11 protein-coding genes are annotated in these 21042 nt (G+C 65.9%); 6 read left to right on the top strand and 5 right to left on the bottom strand.

The features are described 5' to 3' along the window. Positions 1–26: 26 nt before the first annotated feature. Positions 27–428 (top strand): VanZ family protein, encoded by a 402-nt coding sequence (locus N4264_RS16520; protein ID WP_261693337.1) that lies wholly within the window; start codon positions 27–29, stop codon positions 426–428. A 63-nt stretch (positions 429–491) separates the two neighbouring features. On the opposite strand, the gene N4264_RS16525 is transcribed toward N4264_RS16520, so the two are convergent. Then, positions 492–908: a DUF3224 domain-containing protein gene (locus tag N4264_RS16525; protein WP_261693338.1), complete on the bottom strand. Its 417-nt coding sequence runs from the start codon at positions 906–908 to the stop codon at positions 492–494. A 236-nt stretch (positions 909–1144) separates the two neighbouring features. On the opposite strand from N4264_RS16525, the gene N4264_RS16530 reads away from it, so the two are divergent. Then, positions 1145–1948: an AraC family transcriptional regulator gene (locus N4264_RS16530; protein ID WP_261693339.1), complete on the top strand. Its 804-nt coding sequence runs from the start codon at positions 1145–1147 to the stop codon at positions 1946–1948. Between the two features lie 9 nt (positions 1949–1957). On the opposite strand, the gene N4264_RS16535 is transcribed toward N4264_RS16530, so the two are convergent. Together N4264_RS16535 and N4264_RS16540 are read right to left on the bottom strand one after the other, a co-directional pair. After that, the gene (locus tag N4264_RS16535; RefSeq protein ID WP_261693340.1) at positions 1958–2173 is read right to left on the bottom strand and encodes a hypothetical protein; all 216 of its coding nucleotides are present in this window, start codon (positions 2171–2173) and stop codon (positions 1958–1960) included. Between the two features lie 359 nt (positions 2174–2532). Further along, positions 2533–2808, bottom strand: coding sequence for an HU family DNA-binding protein (locus tag N4264_RS16540; RefSeq protein ID WP_261693341.1), 276 nt, complete (start codon positions 2806–2808; stop codon positions 2533–2535). Positions 2809–3092: 284 nt separating this feature from the next. On the opposite strand from N4264_RS16540, the gene N4264_RS16545 reads away from it, so the two are divergent. After that, complete coding sequence (locus N4264_RS16545) at positions 3093–3731, top strand: GIY-YIG nuclease family protein (protein WP_261693342.1); 639 nt, start codon at positions 3093–3095, stop codon at positions 3729–3731. Here the strand turns inward: N4264_RS16545 and N4264_RS16550 are convergent. Together N4264_RS16550 and N4264_RS16555 are read right to left on the bottom strand one after the other, a co-directional pair. After that, positions 3720–3911 (bottom strand): hypothetical protein, encoded by a 192-nt coding sequence (locus tag N4264_RS16550; protein ID WP_261693343.1) that lies wholly within the window; start codon positions 3909–3911, stop codon positions 3720–3722. The genes N4264_RS16545 and N4264_RS16550 overlap by 12 nt on opposite strands. Positions 3912–4042: 131 nt before the next feature. Beyond that, on the bottom strand, positions 4043–4588 hold the full coding sequence (locus N4264_RS16555; protein WP_261693344.1) for a hypothetical protein: 546 nt from the start codon (positions 4586–4588) through the stop codon (positions 4043–4045). Between the two features lie 340 nt (positions 4589–4928). Between N4264_RS16555 and N4264_RS16560 the strand changes: the two genes are divergently transcribed. The 3 genes from N4264_RS16560 (at position 4929) to N4264_RS16570 (ending at position 20803) form a co-directional block, all read left to right on the top strand. Further along, positions 4929–8198: an EAL domain-containing protein gene (locus N4264_RS16560; protein WP_261693345.1), complete on the top strand. Its 3270-nt coding sequence runs from the start codon at positions 4929–4931 to the stop codon at positions 8196–8198. A 223-nt stretch (positions 8199–8421) separates the two neighbouring features. After that, entirely contained in the window at positions 8422–16293 is a 7872-nt protein-coding gene (locus tag N4264_RS16565) for a DUF7933 domain-containing protein (protein WP_261693346.1), read from the top strand. Positions 16294–16399: 106 nt separating this feature from the next. Beyond that, entirely contained in the window at positions 16400–20803 is a 4404-nt protein-coding gene (locus tag N4264_RS16570; protein WP_261693347.1) for a DEAD/DEAH box helicase, read from the top strand. The last annotated feature ends 239 nt before the right edge of the window (positions 20804–21042 follow it).

Consider the following 21042-nt stretch of genomic DNA (forward strand, 5'->3'; position numbering starts at 1 on the left):
CATCGCACGCTTTGGAAAGCCCGTCCGTGAAATCGCTGTTCCTCAGGTTGTCTGCCGTTCGTATCCGCCCGTGGGTAATGGCCGCGGTTGTCTCGCTGGCGGGCCTGGCCTCCCTGCTGGTGCCACTCGGCGAGCATCCCGAATGGCAGCCGGTGTTCAATTTCCTGCATGTGCCCCTGTTCGCAGGTATGGCCTGGCTGTGGACGGGCCTGCTGCGACGGCAGGGCAGCTCGCGCATCAGCGCATCCCTGCGTGTCGCCGCCGCGGGGATTGCCATCGGGATCGCGACAGAGCTGGTGCAGTTCGTCATTCCGGGCCGCTACGGCGATCTGGATGACCTCGTGCGCGACATCGCCGGTCTCCTCATCGGCATCCTGCTGGGCTGGATGACGCCGGTCACCGCAACGGATCCGGCACCCACCACCTGAGGAGGGATCCGGATACGCGGACAGCCGGGCCGGCGGTCTTCACAGCGGCAACCCCGTTGCCCTTCAGTCCTGCTGATCCTGCGGCGGGTCCAGGCTGTAGTCGAAATCGTAGTAATGCTTGCCGTCAGCGATCCGGATACCCATCCTGCCGCGCAGCCCGACCAGCTCGTCCGTCCCCGAATCCGGGATCACGATGATCTGCAGCGCGTGGTCGCCGCGCGACATCGTGCCGCTGTGCTGCAGATAGAACGAACCGCGCCGGCCGCCGAGAGTTCCGGTCACTTTTTCGATCGCGACATAGCCGGCCGATCCGGTCTGCGGCGAACCGGCACTGAGCATCTCGCCGCGGCTGGTAGCATCCAGCTCGCCGTGATAACGCTTATCGATACTGCGCCGACCGAGGATAGCGCCACTGGCGTCCTCTGCGGTTGGCTGGGCAACCAGGGAAACGTCGAACAGACCTTGGATAGTGTGATTCATGGCGGAGGATGTAAGCGCCTGTGTCGATAAAGACGATGGATCAGTGCCGTGTCCGGAAGAAGGTCCGGCCACAGCGGCCGTAATCACTGCAAGCCGCAGGAAACTAACGTAGTGCATGTCGCCATTCCGTGGGGAAAATCTGCGCCGGTGCGCAGGCCGCCAGTTGACCGCAATCCCGGCGGATCAGATTGGAAAAACGCGACGGCAGCCCCGCCCACACACAACCGGAGCGCGCGGTGACCGGCGTTGGCAAAGCCCGCGGCATCCTGCGCCGGCAGCTGCCGCCCGAACAGATGATGCATTGGCGCGTGGCGCCCGACCCGGCACTGGCATTTTTCGTGGAACATTTCTGGATGGTGCGCTGGGACTTGCCGGACCATCCGCCACAGCTGCAGGAAACCTTGCCGCATCCCAACGTGCACCTGGTGGTCGAAGCGGGCCAGTCCGGGATCTACGGCGTCCACACCCGACGCTACTCACGCCTGTTGGAGGGACGCGGCCGTGCCTTCGGCGTGAAGTTCCGACCCGCTGGATTCCAGTCGTTCCTGCGTAAACCGCTCAGCAACCTGGCCAATTGCCACGTCGCGATTGACGCCGTGTTCGGCGACGCTGGCCGCGCCATCGAGCGCGCCCTGCTCGACAGCGAGGACACCGCGCTCGTGCCACTTGCCGAGGCGTTCTTCCAGGCGCGCCGCCCCACGCCCGATACGGTGGCCGAATCGATCAACGACCTGGTCGCGCGGATCGCCCGGACCCCGTCAATGACAACCGTGGCGTCCGTGCTCGGTCACACCATGTTCCCGCTCCGGCAATTGCAGCGTCACTTCCGCCACTATGTCGGCGTAAGCCCGAAATGGGTCATCAACCGCTACCGGCTGCATGAAGCCGTGGAAAGACTGGCCAACGCATCAGCGGCCGACTGGACGCGCCTGGCACACGACCTGGGCTATTTCGATCAGGCCCACTTCATTCGCGACTTCAAGCGCTTGACCGGGCGCACTCCCGGCGCATTCGTCCGCGCGGAAGGCAAGCGTCGCTAGCCAGGCCAGTCAGGCGTCGTTGGCACTGCTGGTATCGCCGGAGGCGACCGGCGAGGTGACACCCGGCGCCGCTTCCGCCAGTCGCTGTTCGATCGCCCGGATCAGATGCTTGAGCGACTCATTGCCCGGATCGCTCGCCAGCTCGGCCTTGGCAATCGCGATGAATTCGGTGACCCGCGATCGAGTCCAGCCGGCAAGGTGCGCCGGCGTCAGTTCTGCTTGCATATCGGCCCCCGTCACCGATGAAACACCGCCACCCCGCGCCACGTTTCCGGCACCGGAGCACGCACACTCGGAAGTCATGCCACGAGCGTGCCACCGGCGAGCAATCCTATTCAGGGTATGTGACGCGCCAGCGGCAACACGAGACTGATCTGGGGCCGGCAAGCCCACCCCCTGGGCGGCAATTTCCCGAAAGTGAAAAACGCCGCATTGCGCGACGGAAGGGCTTACGGACGGCGCGGGCTCTGGCTGAACCCGATGCGAAAAAAGCAGAGGCGACGATGAATCGTCGCCTCCGTGGGTTGCCGGGCTGTTGGCAAGGTCGATCGCCGCCGGTCAACCGTATTGCGTAACGGCGATACTCAGCCGTTGACTTCTTTCTTGAGCGCAGCGCCCGGCTTGAACGCCGGCACCTTGCTGGCGGCGATTTCGATCGTGGCACCGGTCTGCGGATTGCGGCCGCTGCGGGCAGCGCGCGAACGCACTTCGAACGTGCCAAAACCGGCCAGAACCACCGATTCGTTGTTCTTGAGGGTCTTCGAGACCTGGGCGATGAAGCTGTTCAGGGCGGCTTCGGCGGCAGCCTTGGTGGTGCCGGTGTCCTCGGCGATGGCGTTGACCAGTTCTTGCTTGTTCATCCGGTGCTCCTTTCTGTTTTAGCTTGCGCGTCTGGGATGACGCGAAGGGGGCGTACGGTAGCGATACGCGAGCGCAGATTCCATAGACCAAGCCACATCAGTCGCGTACTCGTACTTGTCAAGAGGGGCGCGATGACCGCCGGCGACACTTGGTCGACTGCAGGAACACCCCTATATTCACGGTGTTATGTCATCTTTACGGTGGTACCAGGCAGGTCCGGCGCCGCACGGAGTGGCAAACCCGCCACGGCCGTTGCAACCGGTGAAACCCGGGATTTTCCCCCATGACGCCGCGAATACAACGTGACGATGCGCGTCCGCGCGCCGTCAGCCGGGGCCGCGCCTACGTGTACGTGGCGCCCTGCCGTTTCGAGGACATCCTCAAGCTGGGGTTCTCCCGCGACCCGCTGGACCGTTTCCAGACACTGCACCGCCGATACTACGAGTTCTTCGACCTCGATCGCGCCCTGCTCATCGAACTGGATTCGGTCAAGGAAGCCCGGGGTATCGAACAGCGCCTGGGATCCGGGATTATCGCCCATAGTGCGCCGGCACCGCTAATCATCCCACCCGGAGCCGCGGGCCATACCGAATGGTACCGGGGCGCCTATGACGTGCTGGCAGGTGGTGGCGTCGCAGACTGCCTGCGGGAGGGCCATACGGTTCACGTTCCGGTGGCGCCGTGGCTGCGTCACCGTCTCCTGCAGCAGGGCGACCGTCTGTACGGCTGGTGCGATCAGATGCTCGACGCCATCGGCCAGCACGGCGGGGACAACTCACCCGCCGTACCACTGGCCCCCTTGGAGAGGACGTTGGTCGACGCGCTGGATGCCTACGCGGCCCTCGACATCCCGCTGGCCCCGCTGGTGACGCCGCGGATCCTCAACTGGCATGCGACGGCGCGACGACGATCACGTGCTTAGGGAACTGGTCGCCGTCATCGAGTCCACTTCGTCGCGAATCAGCATGTAGTCGGCCGGAGTGAGCAGTCCGTCCCGCCACAGGGCGTTCGCGCGTTTGAAGATCTCGTTTCCGACGCGGTACTTCGCGCCTTGTTCCAGTTCCTTGGTCAGCTGGCGTCGCAGCATCATCAATTCCGACATTGTCTGAGCAGTTGCACGTGGCGATTGCATGGCGGCTTCTTCGATTGGATGAAAATTGGTTTCCCGTTATATACAACTACTTTTTTATCACTACTCCAACGTAAACAGCCCCAACACAACTGCAAGATCAATCAGGCCGGCAGTTGGCCGGAGCCAAACGCCGGCTTTCCGGTACCCGGGGAATGCTCGGACTGCAGCAGCAGATAGTCGATCCGGCGCACCATCGCGGCGGCAAACACGTCACCCCGGCTGAGGGCGAGCATCCGATGCAGCCGTGGCAGCATCTCTTCCAGGCCTGCGCGGGTCGTGCAACGGTCAAGCTTCAAGGTGAAGAAGAAGGCGCGCAGCCCCAGTGCCGCGTGGGCGATGCAGCCCATGAACTGCCGCGCCATCTGCAATGGCGTCGCAGTCGGTCCGATCACCTCCGCCACGCCCGCCATGGCGACGCAGGCCGTATCGAATCCGTCGACAAGGCGGACAAGGCCGCGTTTCTCGAGATTTCGCAACGCCTGCTCCACATCGCCCAGAGCCTGGAACTGTTCACGGACATCCTGCACGGTGAGACTGCCCTGCAACGAGAGCAACAGCGCGCGACTGGCCGGACGCAGGCGCTGGCGCCGGTTCATTGCTTCGCGCTGGCCTTCCACGGTGCGGATGGGAATCCACTGGCTGTTCATGGCGTCCTCCTGGCAGATGTCGCGTCGTCGTTCAGTCGGTCGGGAGGGTTTTCCGGCGCCGCCGTGCCGGTTTCCCGTCACCGTCACCCGTCCACCCGCCGAAATAGCCCGTCGTTTCAGCGGTTTAGAACCATCAACCCGACCGGGTCGGAAGGGATAGAGCATCAACAATGCCAACGGCCCAGCCCGCCCCTGGAGGTCCTTGTGGCCCCGCCCTGGGGTGGAGCGCTTCTTGCTCTGGCGGAGGAAGAGGTTCACTCTCGGGCCCGTGTGCGCCGAGTGTTTCGTTTTCCCGTTGTCTCGAATATGCAGGTAGACGATCCCGGAAAATAGCCACGATATGGAACGCCGACTGGTCCGTTTCGCCGCGCGACTGACGCCCGCGAGTGTCCTCGGGATTTCCGTGCCGGTCGCCCTGCTGGTTTTCATTCTGTCCTGGCTGCGTGCCATGACTGCACAGGACGCCATCGAGGATGCGTTGCTGCGCCATCAGCGCCTGATCCAGATCTGCCAGGAAACGGAACTGCAGCTGGTCCGCGCCCATTTACAGGACGCAAGGCCCTGGAATAGCACCACGGATGCCATCGAGCCACCCTCCGAGCGGCGCGCCGCGTCCTTCGCGATCGCGCCGCTGCGAGACGGACTACGGCACGAAGGCGAGTTCGCCACGCTACTGGAGCGACTGGAATCGCAACTGGCCGGTTACGAATCGAGCACGGCCAAGTCTGCTGAACTGTTGGCCCGACTGGGCGGCCGCGAGACGGGCATTGCCCAGGAACTGCGCCTGGCCTACGAGGCGCTGGAGTTGGCACTGCGCAGCGCACGTCACGATCGTCTGCTGCTGGATGCGTATCGTCTGCGCCGGGCCGAGCGCGATTTCGCGACACTGGGCGGCGATGCGTACGTGGAAGTTTTCCAGCAGATGCGGGCACAGTTGCTGGCCGACACCCAGGCCCCGGAGGTGCGCGACCTGGTACCGTCTGGTACGCAGCAGCTGCTGCAAACCTACTCGGATGCATTCGACCGCTATGTCGCTGTTTCTCTGCAACTGGCTGCCACTCGAACGGAGCGTGACGCACACGTCCGGGCTGCGGACGAGACGCTGCAGTCACTGGCTGGCTCACTGCGCGAGCGCGCAGGTGAACTCACCAGCACGCTGGCTCACGAGCGGGCCAATCTCCTGCCGGGTGCAGGGTTCGCCGGTCTGGCCACGCTCTGGGTTGGACTCGCACTGACCGGCCTGTGCGCCTGGGCGCGGCAGCGGGCACCGGCGCGGCGGATCATCGCCAGTGGCGAAGTGGCCGCACTGGGTCCACCACAGCTTGCCCCCCGCCAGGATCGGGACGAACCTCCCGGCAGCGCCAGCCGGGCGATGCAGCTGCTCTCGGAATGCAGCCACGCCCTCGTGCATTCGGTATCCGAGCAGGAGCTCATCACGGCGACGCTGCATCGTATCGTGCATATCGGCGGCTACGTCGCAGCGTGGTCCGGCGAGTGGTCCGGCGAGGGTGGCGCGTTCCGCGCGGTCAGCTACGTTTCTGCAAGCAATGACGCGCTGGCGGCCGATTACACGATCGACGTCCAGGATGACTACAGCACGAGTCCGACGGCCAACGCCATCCGCCGCGGGCAGTTCGTCGTCACCAGTGGCGTCGCGGCAGCAGTCGATACCGAGTCGTGGTTCGAGCGGGCGGCGCAGCACGGCATCCGCGCCGCGATCTCGCTGCCGCTGCGCCAGGCCGGCGCGATCTCCGGCGTGCTGGTGATCTATTCGCGCGACGCCGACGTCTTCACCACGACCGAGATCGAACTGCTCGCGGAACTGGCCGATGACCTGGCGTTCGGCACCCGCACCTTCCGGGAGCGCGAAGACCGCCAGCGTGTCGAGGCACAACTGGACTACCAGTCCCACTACGACGAACTGACCGGCCTGCCAAACCGCAACTCCTATGCCGACCGCATGCGCGAGCTGCTGCGCACCGCGAAAGCGGAAAACCGGCTGGTTGCCCTGCTCAACATGGGCCTGGAGAAGCTCCGCTCCGTCAATGACAACATCGGCGCCGAATCGGGCAACTCGCTCCTTCGCCAGGTCACCGAACGGCTCCGTTCCACGCTCGACCCGGACGCCTTCCTCGCGCGCATCGGGGGCGACCGCTTTGCCGTCGTACTCGACAACGTGCGCGACGAACAACAGGCCGCCGATATCGCGCGTCGCCTGCTGGCCGCCGTCATGGCGCCGATGCACCTGGGCGGTCGCGAGTACTATCCCAACGCCTGTGTCGGTGTCAGCCTGTTCCCGCGCGACGGCGAGGACGCGCAGATCCTGATCCGCAATGCCGCCAGCGCGATGCTCGCGGCACGCGAGATCGGCGGCGGCAGTGTAAGCTTCTACGATCCGCTCAGTGGTGACCGCGAATCCGCCGGTTTCGCGCTGGAAACGGCGCTGCGCGGCGCGATGGAACGGCATGAGTTCGTGCTGCACTTCCAGGCCAAGGCCGATCTTGCGACCGGCCGCATCTGCGGCGCCGAAGCGCTGGTTCGCTGGCAACACCCGACCTGGGGCATCCTGCTGCCCGGCAAGTTTATCGGACTGGCTGAAGAAACCGGCCTGATTGGGCCGCTTGGCGCCTGGATCATCAACGATGTGTGCCGTCAGATTGCCACCTGGCGCCGCATGGGACTGCCGGATTGTCCCATCTCGGTCAACCTCTCACCGCGACAGTTCCGCCAGGATGATCTGGTCCGGACCGTGCGTGAAGCGCTGGCGCTGCATCAGGTCGATGCACACCTGCTGGAACTGGAGCTCACCGAAAGCGCGGTGATGCACGACCTGGGCACGGCCATCGCGACGCTACGCGCGCTCAAAGCCGTCGGCGTGCGCTGTTCGCTCGACGATTTCGGCACCGGCCATTCTTCGCTCAACTACCTCAAGCATTTCCCGATCGATCGGGTAAAGATCGACCAGTCCTTCGTGCGCGACATCACCAGTGAGCCCGGTAGCGCCGCCATCTGCGGTGCCGTCATCGGCATCGCGCACAATCTGAATCTGAAGGTCGTCGCCGAGGGCGTCGAGACCGAGGCGCAGGCGAGCTATCTGCGCCGCTGCCGCTGCGACGAAATCCAGGGTCATTTCTTCAGTCCGGCTGTTCCGCCGGACGATTTCATCCAGCAGATGCGGCGCCGCACCTCGCTCAGCCTCCCGGTCTACAAGCCCGGTCCGCGCACCCTGCTGATCGTTGACGACGAGACCAACATCCTCACCTCCCTGCAGCGCGTTCTGCGCGACGAGGGCTATGACATCCTGATCGCCGACGGGGCTGCCAAGGGACTGGACATCCTGGCAACACGGGAAGTGCACGTCGTACTGACTGACCAGCGCATGCCCGAAATGAGCGGGACGGAATTTCTCTCACGTGTTCGCACGCTGTACCCCGGCACGGTACGACTGGTGCTGTCCGGCTATGCCGACCTCGACACGGTCATCGCCTCCGTCAACCGCGGCACCGTGTTCCGCTTCCTCACCAAGCCCTGTCGTGAGGATGTTCTTCTCAATCACCTGCGTGACGCCTTCCGCCACTACGAGCTGGAAGCGGCACAACGCGCCGTGTGAGCTGGCAACCTCGACAGGTACGGAAACTGCATATCGTCGAGGCCGCTGTCGCCGTATCGCGACCGATGGCCGAACGCCCTTCGATTCGTATAGATTTTGATCCACTGTGTCCTGGCCCTGCTGTCACCGGGTGTCATCGGCGACTGCAGGGGGCGGCGGCCCGCTGCCGAAGTATTCCCGTATCTGCTGTTGAGCACGAACGAACCCTAACCGAGGTCGTTGCATGCATATCTCAGCCTGGCGTGCCCGTCAATTTTCCGCCGCTTTCTGGCTCTTCCTGTTGGCAATACTGATTTTCGGTCCATCCGGTACCGCTTACGCCACGCTCACCGCGTCACCACTCACCTGGAACATCATCGGCCTCGACAGCAACTCGCCAACGAGCGGGCCGCGCCACTTTCCGGTTGGCGCTCGCGTCTGCAGCAATGTCGCAACCACCAATGTCTCGGTGAACTTCGTCTGGGATTCAGCCAACGCCAACGTCAACCTGCGCCCCGGCAGCCTGTCGACGATCAACCTGCCCTCCATCGCTGCCGGCGGCTGCGCTGACGCGTATTTTGAAGTCGAGGTCAACACCGTCGCCGCGGCGTACGACACGACGCGGCGCTACCACATCACCGCAACGGATGGATCCGGCACGGCGTCCACGCCAACGCCGCGCGAGCTGTATGTCGAGCACCTGATCTCTCAGAACCGCAACGCCATCACCGACGTGAAATATGGGCCGAACCCGCTGAGCCTCACCTCGGTGGCAGCGGGTGGCACGATGACATTGCTCGTTGGCAACACCTACACCATCGAGCTCGTCGGTGGCACCGCGACCCAGGGCTACGAACAGTTCGAAGCCTTCATCAATTTCCCGAACACGGTGTTCCAGGTTCTCGCTGTCACCACGACCTACGCCGCCAATTCATCGGTCTATGTCGCGAACCCGAACGACAAGCTGTACGCCGATGCCTGCCTGTGGGAGAACGATCCGAACAGCCCGAACTACCGGGCCTGTGTCGGTGTCGCCGGTAAGACGGGCGGAAGCCCGGTTACGACGCGCTACACCGTGCGTATCATCAGCGGCGGCGGTACCACGCAGACGCTCAATACGCTGCTCTACGATTTCTCGGGTAGCAGCTTCCACTACAACGCCGACTACACCACTGGCGCACGCATCGCTGCCATCGTCGACCCCGCCGCTTCGACGATCAGCAAGAGCTTCAGTCCCAATCCCGCCAATATCAACGGCGTGTCCGTCCTGACGGTCACGCTGACCAATCCCAACGGCGCACCGCTGGGCGGCTACAACTTCGTCGACAACCTGCCCGCCGGGCTGACCATCGCCAATCCTCCCTCGCCAAGCACGGCCGGCTGCGGGACGCCGACGTTCACGCCCGTCGCGGGCGCCTCCAGCTTCAGTTTTGCCAACGGCACGCTCGCCGCGAACAGCAGCTGCGTCATCAAGCTCAACGTCACGCCGTCGATGACCGGCACACTCACGAACACCACGAGCAACCTCTTCATCGGCTCGCTCGATACCGGGCACTCAGCGACAGCGAACCTGACCGTCAACACGGCACCCCCCAATGGTTCCGGCCTGTGCGGTGCATTGATGGCGCGCTGGAATTTCCCGACGGGAATGAGCACTACCGCCCCCGTTGCGACAACAGCCAATGTCACCGCTGCGGCATTTGCGGGCGCCGGAATCGCCCCTGTGTTCAGTTCCAACGACAACACCGTGACGCCAGCCGGAACGGGCTCGTGGGGTTCCAATGGTGCCATCGATACCAATCCCACGTTATCGACCAGCACGAACGACTATTTCGAATTCGCCCTGGACACGACCGGATTCACCTCGGTAAACCTGCAGTTCGACGCCTTGTACAAGACAGCGAATGGCCCGAAGGGACTGGCGGTGTACTACGGCACCTCCCCCACACCACCAGGCGCATCCGTCTTCAGCAACGCCACGGCGCTGTCGACGGCAAACGCCTGGTCGACCTTCGGCGCGGGCGGGACCATCGCCTTCAATTCCGGGCTCAACCCTACCGGCAACACGTACTTCCGGATCTATGCCTTCAATGCCGGCAACTCCAATTCCGGCTCTGATATCAATATCGACAATGTGATCTTCACCGGTTGTGGACCGGCCGTGAAACCCACGCTCAGCAAGGCGTTCTCGCCCAATCCGATCGCGGTCAATGCCGCCACCACGCTCACCTTTACGCTGACGAACACCAACACGACCGCCCTGACCGGCGCCAGCTTCTCCGACACCCTGCCGGCCGGCCTGCAAGTGGCCGCCACACCGGTAGCTTCGACAACCTGCGGCGGATCACCAACCTGGGCGCCGGCCGCCGGCGCAACCACATTGACCTTCGGCCAGCCGACGGGCGCCACTATTCCAGCCGGCAGCTCGTGCACGGTGTCGGTGAATGTCACTGCAACAACCGCCGGTCCCAAGAACAACGTCAGCGGCTTCCTGACCAGCACCGAGAGCGGTACCAACACCACCAGCGTCGCATCAGCCACACTCGGCGTCCTGCTGCCGCCCGTGCTGAGCAAACGGTTCAGCGCCTCGCCGATTCTCGCGGGAACCAGCTCGGTGCTGGTGTTCCACATCGACAATCCCAATCAGGACAGCGCGCTCAGTGGCATTGCCTTCAGTGACAGCTACCCGGCCGGGCTGACCAATGCCGCACTGCCAGCCGTCAGCAACACCTGCGGCGGCAGCGTCGTGGCAAATCCGGGTGGCAACAGCATCGCGCTGTCATCCGCCGGGCCCTTGGCCGGCGGCGCACGCTGCAGCGTGAGCGTGACGGTCACCGCCGCATCACCCGGCACGCTCAACAACACCAGCGGCAATGTCTCGCATGTGATCAACGCCACCACGGTCAACGGCAATACCGCCGCCGACACGCTGGTCGTCACGGCACCGGATCCGTCGATCAGCCTGATCAAGCAGGTGGGCAGCAGCGCTTCGGGCCCGTGGCTGACGTTCCTTCCGGTCACGGCGGGCGCGCCCGTGTACTACCGTTTCACGCTGGAGAACACGGGCGATGTGCCGCTGAGCCCCATCAGTGTCACCGACGACACGCTGGACGTTTCCAGCTGCAATGCGACGTGGGCCGCCGCTACGCTGCCCGTGGCCGTGGCGGCCAACGAAAACCATATCGTCAGCTGCGTCGTGGGGCCGGTGACGAGTACGGCGGGAAGTCACACCAATATCGCCACGGGTTCGGGCACCTACAGCGGCACGCCCTACGCCTCTGCACCCGATTCCGCCACTTACGGCACCACCGGGCTCACCCTCGCCAAGAGCGCGACCCAGACCGACTTCAGCGGCGTGGGCGACGTGCTCAGTTACACCTATCTTGTGACCAATTCGGGTTTTGCCCCGCTGGCGCAGCCGGTCACCATTACCGACGACAAGACCACTGCCACCTGTCCGGCCGTCACCACCGTCGGAGACCTGGATGCGTTCCTGGATCCCGGGGAATCAATCACCTGTACCGCGAGCTACACCGTGATCGCGGCCGACGTGACCGCCAAACAGGTGACCAATATCGCCACGGCCACGGCAGGCGGCGTCACCTCGCCCAGCAGCACCGTCACGGTGCCCCTGCGCCCGGACCTCACCGTCGCCAAGACGAACAACACCAGCGGAACCGGCAGCGTGGGAACGCCGTTCACCTGGGTGGTCACGGTCACCAACGCCGCCAGCGCCGGTGGCGTCACGATTCCAGCCACCACCACGCTTCTGGTCGATGACCTCCCGACCACCGGCGCGACCTATGGCGTCTCACCCACGGCGACGAACGCCGGTGGTACGACGGGAACCATCAGCTGCAGCGGCACGACGACGGTCACCTGCACCGCCAGCACCAGCGTCACGCTGCCCGCCGGCGGCTCCTTCGCCGTCACGATTACCGTCACCCCTTCGGCCACCGGTTCACTGGATAATCCGCGAAGCGGTGGCACCTGCCGGGCCGATTCGGGCTTGGCCGTGACCGAGATCAGCGACGCCAACAACGACTGCCCGCCCAACACCGTCACTATCGCGGCGCTGCCGCAGCTGTCGATCAACAAAGTCGCCAATGCAGCCAATTTCGTGGCCGGAACGCAGGGCAGCTACACGCTAACAGTGCATAACGGAGGACTGGCGGCGAGCAGCGGCACGATCACGGTCGCCGATGCACTGCCAACGGGCCTGAGCGTGCCGGACGGCGCCGTCGCCACCAGCGGCGCCCAGGGCGCAGACTGGACCTGCACCGCCAGCAGCAACGTGATCACCTGCACCAGCACCACGCCACTCGCTGCCAGCGCTGACAGTATCTTTGCATTCACCGTCGACGTGGCACCGGATGCGCCGGCAAACGTCACCAATCCGGTCACCGTCGCCGGCGGCGGCGATCCGGGCTGCCCGCTCGCCACACCGTGTCCGGACCCCACGCCCCCGACCACGCCGGTCACGCGCACCACGGCGTTGAGCGTGACCAAGTCCGACGGCTCGGCCACATATACGCCCGGCGCCGGAGCCACCTATGTCATCACCGTGACCAACCTGGGGCCGTCGAGCGCCGCCAGTCTCTCGGTGAGCGACACCCTTCCCGCAGGTGTCACGCTGTCGGGATCCCCCACTTGCGTGGTCACCGGAACGGCGGCCTGCGGCACGCTTGCCGGTTCCACGGGCAGCGGCACCTTCACGGTCAGCGGCGCCATCCTGGCACCGGGAGCCGGCAACAGCCTGAGCTATTCCGTGCCGGTGAGTTTCGCCGCGGGCCTGACGACAAATCCCCTTGTGAACACCGTGACCGTCAGCGATCCGGGCGACAGCACCCCCGATTCGGCCTCCGACTCGGACGCCCTCGACGCGGTGACAGGCCTGGCCGTGAACAAGACCAACGGCCAGGTGATCTACACGCCAGGCACCACGGCCACCTTTACCGTGACGGTCACCAATGCCGGTCCCAGCGACGCGACCGGCGTGACCGTGAGCGATCCGCTGCCGGCCGGCATCACGCTGACGGCAGCACCCACCTGCGTCGCTGCCGGCTCCGCCAGCTGCGGGACGCTCAGCGGAACCACGGGCGGATCGACGTTCGGCGCAACCGGCGCCAGCATCGCCGCCGGGGCCGGCAACAGCCTGACCTATTCGGCACCGGTGCAGTACGCCTCGGGCATGACGACCAATCCGCTGGTCAACACCGTCACCGTCACCGGCCCTGACAATCCGTCGGCCGTCACCGCCACCGACTCGGACACGCTGCTGGGTGTCAGCGGCCTGACCATCGCCAAGAGCGACGGCAGCGAAACCTACACGCCCGGCGGAACCGCGACGTACACCCTGGTTGTCGCCAACGCCGGACCGTCGGATGCCACGGCAATCAGCATCACCGACACGCTGCCCGGCGGTGTGACGCTCTCGGGCACGCCTTCGTGCTCCGCAACCGGTAGCGCCTTCTGCGGCACCATTACGGCCACCGTCGGCTCGCCGAACTTCGCGGTCGCCAATGCCATCGTCGTGGCGGGTGCCGGCAACAGCCTGAGCTATTCCCTGCCCGTGCAGTTCGCCCCGGACCTCACCACTAACCCGCTGGTCAACAGCGCCACGGTCAGCGATCCGGGCGATCCCACCCCGGACACGGGCACCGACAGCAATACGCCTGACCCGCTCACGGCACTGCAGTTGACCAAATCCGACGGCGCCACGCAGTACACGCCGGGCGCCACGGCAACCTACACGCTGGTGCTGACCAATGCCGGTCCCAGTACAGCCACCGCCGCAACAATTGCCGACAACCTGCCCGCGGGCGTGACCCTGACGGCGCCGCCCACGTGCAGCGCATCGGGCAACGCCACCTGCGGGACGATGAGCGGCACCGTCGGCGGCAGCGTCGTCGGCATGAGCAACGGCAGTGTCGGCACCGACGTGGGCGACCAGTTGACGATCACCGTCCCCGTGGCGTTTGCCGGCAATCTCACCGTCAATCCCCTGGTCAACACGGCGACCGCGACGGACCCGAACGATCCGGACGGCAGCTCCGCCATCGACAGCAATACCTTGCTGGGCCAGTCTGGACTGAGCATCACCAAGGACGACGCCAGCGCGACCTACACGCCGGGCGGCACCGCCACCTACGTGATCGTGGTGGGTAACGCAGGGCCGTCCAACGCCGGTAGTGTCAGCGTCACCGACACACTGCCGGCGGGTGTCGTCCTCACCGGCGCACCGGTATGCACGCCCAGCGGCGCGGCCACCTGCGGAACCGTCACAGGCACCGCTGGCAACACGAGCTTCAGCGTCGCGGGCGCGACGATTCCGGCAGGCGCCGGCAATACGCTGTCGCTCAGCGTGCCGGTCAGTTTTGCCTCGGACCTGACGACCGATCCGCTCGCCAATACCGCCACCGCCAGCGACCCGTTCGATCCGACGCCCGTTACCGCGACGGATTCGGACACCCGCGATGCGTCCGCCGCGCTCACCGTGACCAAGACCGACGGCAGCCTCAGCTATGTACCAGGCGCGACGGCGACCTATACCGTGGTGGTTGGCAATAACGGCCCCACCGACGCCGCGAATACGAGCATGACTGACACCCTGCCGGCTGGCGTCACGCTCACCGGCTCGCCCACGTGTGTCGCCGCGGGTGCCGCGACCTGCGGAACCATTACCGGTTCGGCGGGCGGCAGCCTGGTGGCAATGAACGCCGCGTCTATTCCCGCGGGCGCTGCCAATACGTTGACGCTGACTTTCCCGGTCGCGTTCGACCCGGCCATGACGACCGATCCGCTCGTGAACACAGTCGAGGTGACCGATCCGGCCGATGCCGACGGTGCGCAGGCGAGCGACAGCAACGTGCTCCAGGCGACGGTCGGCTTGACCGTCACCAAGGACGACGGCGTTCCGAGCTATTCGCCCGGCGGCAATTCGACCTACGCCGTCGTGGTGACCAACGCCGGCCCATCCGCGGCCGGCGCCGTCAGCCTTACCGACAATCTGCCGGGCGGCGTGACCCTGACCGGAACACCCACCTGCTCCGCATCGGGTAGCGCCACCTGCGGCACGATCAATGGCAGTGCGGGCGGATCGACGTTTACCGTTACCGGCGCCACCCTGCCACCCGGCGCACCGCACCAGCTGAGCTACAGCGTGCCAGTCGTGTTCAGCAGCAACCTGGCCGCCGATCCCCTGGTCAACTCGGTGACAGCCACCGATCCGTCCGATCCGATTCCCGCGGTGGGCAGCGACAGCAACGGGCGCACGGCGGCAGCGGCGCTGGCCGTCACCAAGTCCGACGGCAGCACCACCTATACACCGGGAGCCGGCGCGACCTATACGATTTCCGTCGTGAACAACGGCGTCAGCGATGCCCTGAACGTCAGCGTGAATGACACGCTGCCCGGTGGCGTCACCTTGTCCGCGCCCGCCACCTGTACGCCCATTGGCACGGCCTCCTGCGGCACACTGACGGGCGCCACGGGTGCGTCGAGCATCAGCATCAGCGGCGCCGGCATTGCGTCCGGTGCGGGCAACCGCATCGACATCACGGTTCCGGTCGCCTTCGACGCGAACATGACCACCAATCCATTGGTGAACACCGTGACCGTGGCCGATCCGGACGATCCCGACGGCGCCACCGACAGCGACAGCAACGGGCTGGATCCCCAGGCAGACCTGGCCATCGTCAAGAGCGGCCTCCCCACCGTGACAGGCGGCGGACCGATCAGCTACACACTGGTGATCACCAACAACGGCGTCAGCCCGGCACACGGCGCCACGTACAACGACCCTCTGCCGCTCGGCATAACGGGTGTGACCGCCAGCTGTGGTTCCGCCTCGGGTGGCGCGGTCTGCGCGTCACCGGGCGTTGCCGGCTCTGATGTCAGCGGCTATACCGTGTCTGGCACAGTTCCCACGTTGCCGCCGTCCGGCTCGGTCACGATCACGATCCAGGGCACCGCACCGGCAGGCCCCACGCAGATGCTCGTGAATACGGCCACGGTCAGCCCGCCGACCGGCACCACGGACCCGGTGCAGCCCAACAACACCTCGACTGTCACCACGTCCACGCCAGTCTCGTTGCTCCACTTCGAGATCCAATAGCCGAGCCCGTCAGCGACGGGACCCGTGGCGTGCAGTCCCTTGACGTTCGGGGATTGCACGCCATAGTGGACGGATCGGCCGGCCTGGCCGATCCGATGAGTTCCGCATGCACGCCGCTTCCCTCGACGCCTTCCATCCTGCCGTTTCCGCCTGGTTCCGCAGCACCTTTCCCGCGCCCACGCCGGCGCAATGCGAAGCCTGGGAGGCCATCGCCGGCGGCCAGCACACCCTGGTAGCCGCCCCCACCGGCTCGGGCAAGACCTTGGCGGCATTTCTGGCCGCCATCGACGAGCTGGTCCGCCAGGGCGTGGAGAACCCGCTGCCGGACGAGACCGTCGTCGTCTACGTTTCGCCGCTCAAGGCACTGTCCAATGACATCCGGGTGAATCTCGAGGCGCCGCTTGCCGGCATCCGCGAGGAGCTGGCACGTCGAGGCGATCCCGACGTGGAAATCCGCACCGCGGTGCGGACCGGTGATACACCCGACAGCGAACGCGAGCGCATGCGGCGCAAGCCGCCGCATATCCTTGTCACCACGCCCGAGTCGCTGTATGTGCTGCTGGGCTCCGAGTCGGGGCGCAGGGTGCTGGCCAGTACGCGCAGCGTCATCGTCGACGAAATCCATGCGCTCGCGCCGAACAAGCGCGGCAGTCACCTGGCGCTGTCGCTGGCGCGCCTGGAGTCGCTCGCCGGACGTCCGCTGCTGCGGATCGGTCTCTCCGCCACCCAGCAGCCCATCCAGGAAGTGGCCCGCTTTCTCGTCGGTAGCAAAGCGATCGATGCGGAAGGAAACGCCACGTGCCGCATTGTCGACCGCGGCTACTCGCGCGAGCGCGACCTCGCCATCGAGTTGCCGGATGCGCCACTGGAAGCGGTCATGTCTGGCGATGCGTGGAGCCAGGTGTACGCCCGCCTTGCGGCCCTCGTCCGCGCCCATCGCACGACCCTCGTGTTCGTCAATACACGACGCATGGCCGAACGTGCCGCCCGCCACCTGAGTGAGGAACTCGGGCATGAGCGCGTCGCCGCGCACCATGGCAGCCTGTCGCGCGATCACCGGCTGGAAGTGGAACAGCGCCTCAAACGCGGTGATCTTGCCGTGCTGGTGGCCACCGCGTCGCTGGAGCTGGGTATCGATATCGGCGACGTCGAACTTGTCTGCCAGCTGGGTTCACCGCGCGCGATATCCACCTTCCTGCAGCGCGTCGGGCGATCCGGTCATGCCGTGGGCGGGACACCGAAAGGTCGCCTGTTTCCGCAGTCGCGCGACGATCTCATGGAATGCACGGCGCTGCTGGATGCAGTCCGCCGCGGCGAGCTCGACACGCTGCAGATTCCGCCGCAACCGATCGATGTGCTGGCCCAGCAGATCGTGGCCGAAGTGGCCTGCGGCGACTGCCAGGAAGACACCCTGTACGCATTGACGTGCTCGGCGTATCCGTATCGCAGCCTGTCGCGTGATGAATTCGACGCCGTCGTGCGCATGCTGGCCGAAGGGTTTGCCAACCGTCGCGGCGCCCGCGAAGCGCTGCTGCACCGTGACGCCGTCAATGGCGAGCTGCATGCCCGTCGCGCATCCCGGCTGACGGCCATCACGTCCGGCGGGGCCATTCCCGATACAGCCGACTACGACGTGGTGCTCGAACCGGCCTCCGTCCGCATCGGCAGCGTGCACGAGGACTTCGCCGTGGAAAGCCTGGCGGGCGATGTGTTCCAGCTGGGCAATGCGTCCTACCGCATCCTGCGTGTGGAACGGGGACGCTTGCGCGTGGAGGACGCCCAGGGACAGCCGCCATCAATTCCGTTCTGGCTAGGCGAGGCGCCCGGCCGCACCGATGCACTCTCGACAGCGGTGTCTCGCCTGCGCGAGACGCTCAATCACCTGCTCACCGATGACGCCACGGCGGCCGGGCGGCACCTGGTCGAAGCCATTGGCCTGGACGAAGCCGCCGCCCTGCAGCTGGCCGATTACCTGGGCCGGTCACGCGAAGCGCTGGGCACCCTGCCGACGATGCGCGAGATCGTGATGGAGCGCTTCTTCGATGAATCCGGCGGTACCCAGCTGGTGATTCATTCCCCCCTGGGCAGCCGCATCAATCGCGCCTGGGGCCTGGCGCTGCGCAAGCGCTTCTGTCGCAAGTTCAATTTCGAGCTGCAAGCGGCCGCGACGGAAGACGCGATTGTGCTGTCATTGTCGACCAGCCACAGCTTTCCCCTGGAAGACGTCGCGCGCTACCTGCATTCCGCCAGCGTGCGCGATGTGCTGACTCAGGCCGTGCTGGATGCGCCCCTGTTCGGCGTGCGCTGGCGCTGGGTGGCCACCACCTCGCTGGCGCTGCCGCGTTTTCTCGGCGGATCGCGCGTCGCACCGCAACTGCAGCGGATGAAGTCCGAAGACCTGCTCGCCACGGTCTTTCCGGACCAGGTCGCCTGCGCGGAAAACCTCGTCGGCGAGCGCGAAATCCCCGACCACCCACTCGTCGCCCAGACCTTGTACGACTGTCTGCACGAGGCCATGGACCTGGACGGCCTGGTCACGCTGCTACGCCAGCTGGAGCGCGGCGAAGCCCGCGTCATCGCGCGCGACCTGCCCGCACCATCGCCACTGGCGGCGGAGATCCTGAGTGCCCGCCCCTATGCGTTCCTGGATGATGCTCCCCTGGAGGAACGCCGTACCCAGGCCGTGCAGGCAAGACGCTGGCGCAATCCCGAATCGGCCGAGGAGATCGGCCAGCTCGACGCCGAAGCGATCCGCGGCGTGGTCACCGAAGCCTGGCCAGATGCACGCGATGCCGAGGAACTGCATCACGCGCTGCAGATGCTTACCTTCCTGACGGCAGAGGAGGTACGCGCACAGGCCGGATGGCCCGCGTTCGCCGAGGCGCTGATACAGCGGCACCGCGCCGCGTGGCTGGAACGGCCGGGCGTGCCCTCGCCCCTGCTCGTCCCCAGCGAGCGCATTCCGTTGCTGCGCGGCGTCTTCGGCAACTGGGAGCCGCCGCACAGCCGCCACCTTCCTGCCGAATTCTCCGGAGCCGCCCCGGAGGACGAGGCACTGACAGAGATCATTCGCGGACGCCTTTCCGGTCTGGGCCCGGTCACTGCCGCCTCGCTCGGATATCCACTTGGACTGCCCGCCGAGATGGTCCTGACAGGGCTTCTGCGCCTGGAAAACGAGGGCTATGTCATTCGCGGCCGCTTCAGTGCCGATCACGAGCAATGGTGCGAGCGCCACCTCCTGGCCCGAATCCATCGCTACACGGTCGCACGCCTGCGCCGTGAGATCGAGCCGGTGGAGCCGCGCGACTTCCTGCGTTTCCTGTTCGACTGGCAGCATGTATCGCCGCAGTCCCGCCTGGAAGGACCCGACGCCGTCGCCGCCGTCCTGGCACAACTGGAAGGTTTCGAAGCCGGCGCCGGCCAATGGGAAGGCGAATTGCTGCCCGCACGCATCAATGGATACGAGATCGCGTGGCTTGACGACCTGTGCCGGGCTGGCCGCGTAGTCTGGGCGCGCCTGCGCGCCATGGCCGACAAGAGTCACGGCCGCGGCGGCCCCTTGCGCACCACGCCGATCAGCCTGCTGCAACGCCGCCAATTGCCCTTGTGGAAACTGCTCGCCCCACCGCCGGACGAATCAGCGCCACTCAGTTCGCGGGCCGAAGCAGTGCTGTCGCATCTGACGTCACACGGCGCTTCGTTTTTCGAAGAGATACAGGACGCCACGCGCCTGCTGCGCACGGAAGTGGAAGACGCCCTGGGTGAACTGGTCGCAACCGGCCGGATCAACGCCGACAGCTTTGCCGGGCTGCGCGCCCTGCTGGCACCGGCGGCAAAGAAGGCGTCGCCGCTGCGCCGACGGCAGCGTCCATCCTGGATGGGCGTGGAGGACGCGGGCCGCTGGGCGCTGGTGCGGTCCGCGCCGGCCGCTGACAACTCGCAAGCCCGGACGGAGGCAATTGAACATGCCGCGCGCACCCTGCTGCGCCGCTACGGCGTCGTCTTCTGGCGCCTGACCGAGCGCGAGGCCGATTGGCTGCCGCCCTGGCGCGAGCTGCTGCGCGTCTACCACCGCCTGGAAGCCCGCGGCGAAATCCGCGGCGGACGCTTCGTCTCCGGTTTCACCGGCGAGCAATTCGCCCTGCCCGAAGCAGTCGCCGCGCTGCGGGCGGTACGCAAGCGCCCGCACGACGGCACTACAGTCGTTGTCGCAGGAGCTGATCCGCTCAATCTGGTGGGGGCTGTGACGCCCGGAGAACGTGTCCCGGCCGTCGCCGGGTCACGCGTGCTCTATCGCGATGGCATTCCGATTGCCATCCATGCAGGTGGGAGTCTGCGGGTGCTGGCTGCCTCGCCCGGCGAGTCGGAAACCGAACTCAAGCGGCAGCTGCTGCGTGATCCGCGGCAGCCGCCCGCGACCGTCGGCGCGCTTCCATCCACCAGGCGGACCAGCGCCAGACCACCGGCCAGCCCGGACGCGCAGCTCGGCGCGGGACGAGTGGTCAAATAGACCGTCCATCCCAAAAATCGTACCGCCTGTCTGCAGAATACTACCACCTGTCGACATTTTTCCTCCTTGCTGGCACGGCGAGGGACAGTACACGGCAATCGATACCGACGCTCCGTAAAAGGGCAAGGCTTCCGGGCCGCGCAAAACCCATGGGCTGGTGCGACCAGCAGCCGGGTCGCCGCGACGTCGCAATCGGGAGGTGGAGGGAGCTCCATCGGCCGGTTGATTGACGGGGGAAT

Source organism: Tahibacter amnicola, assembly GCF_025398735.1.
Taxonomy (GTDB): domain Bacteria; phylum Pseudomonadota; class Gammaproteobacteria; order Xanthomonadales; family Rhodanobacteraceae; genus Tahibacter; species Tahibacter amnicola.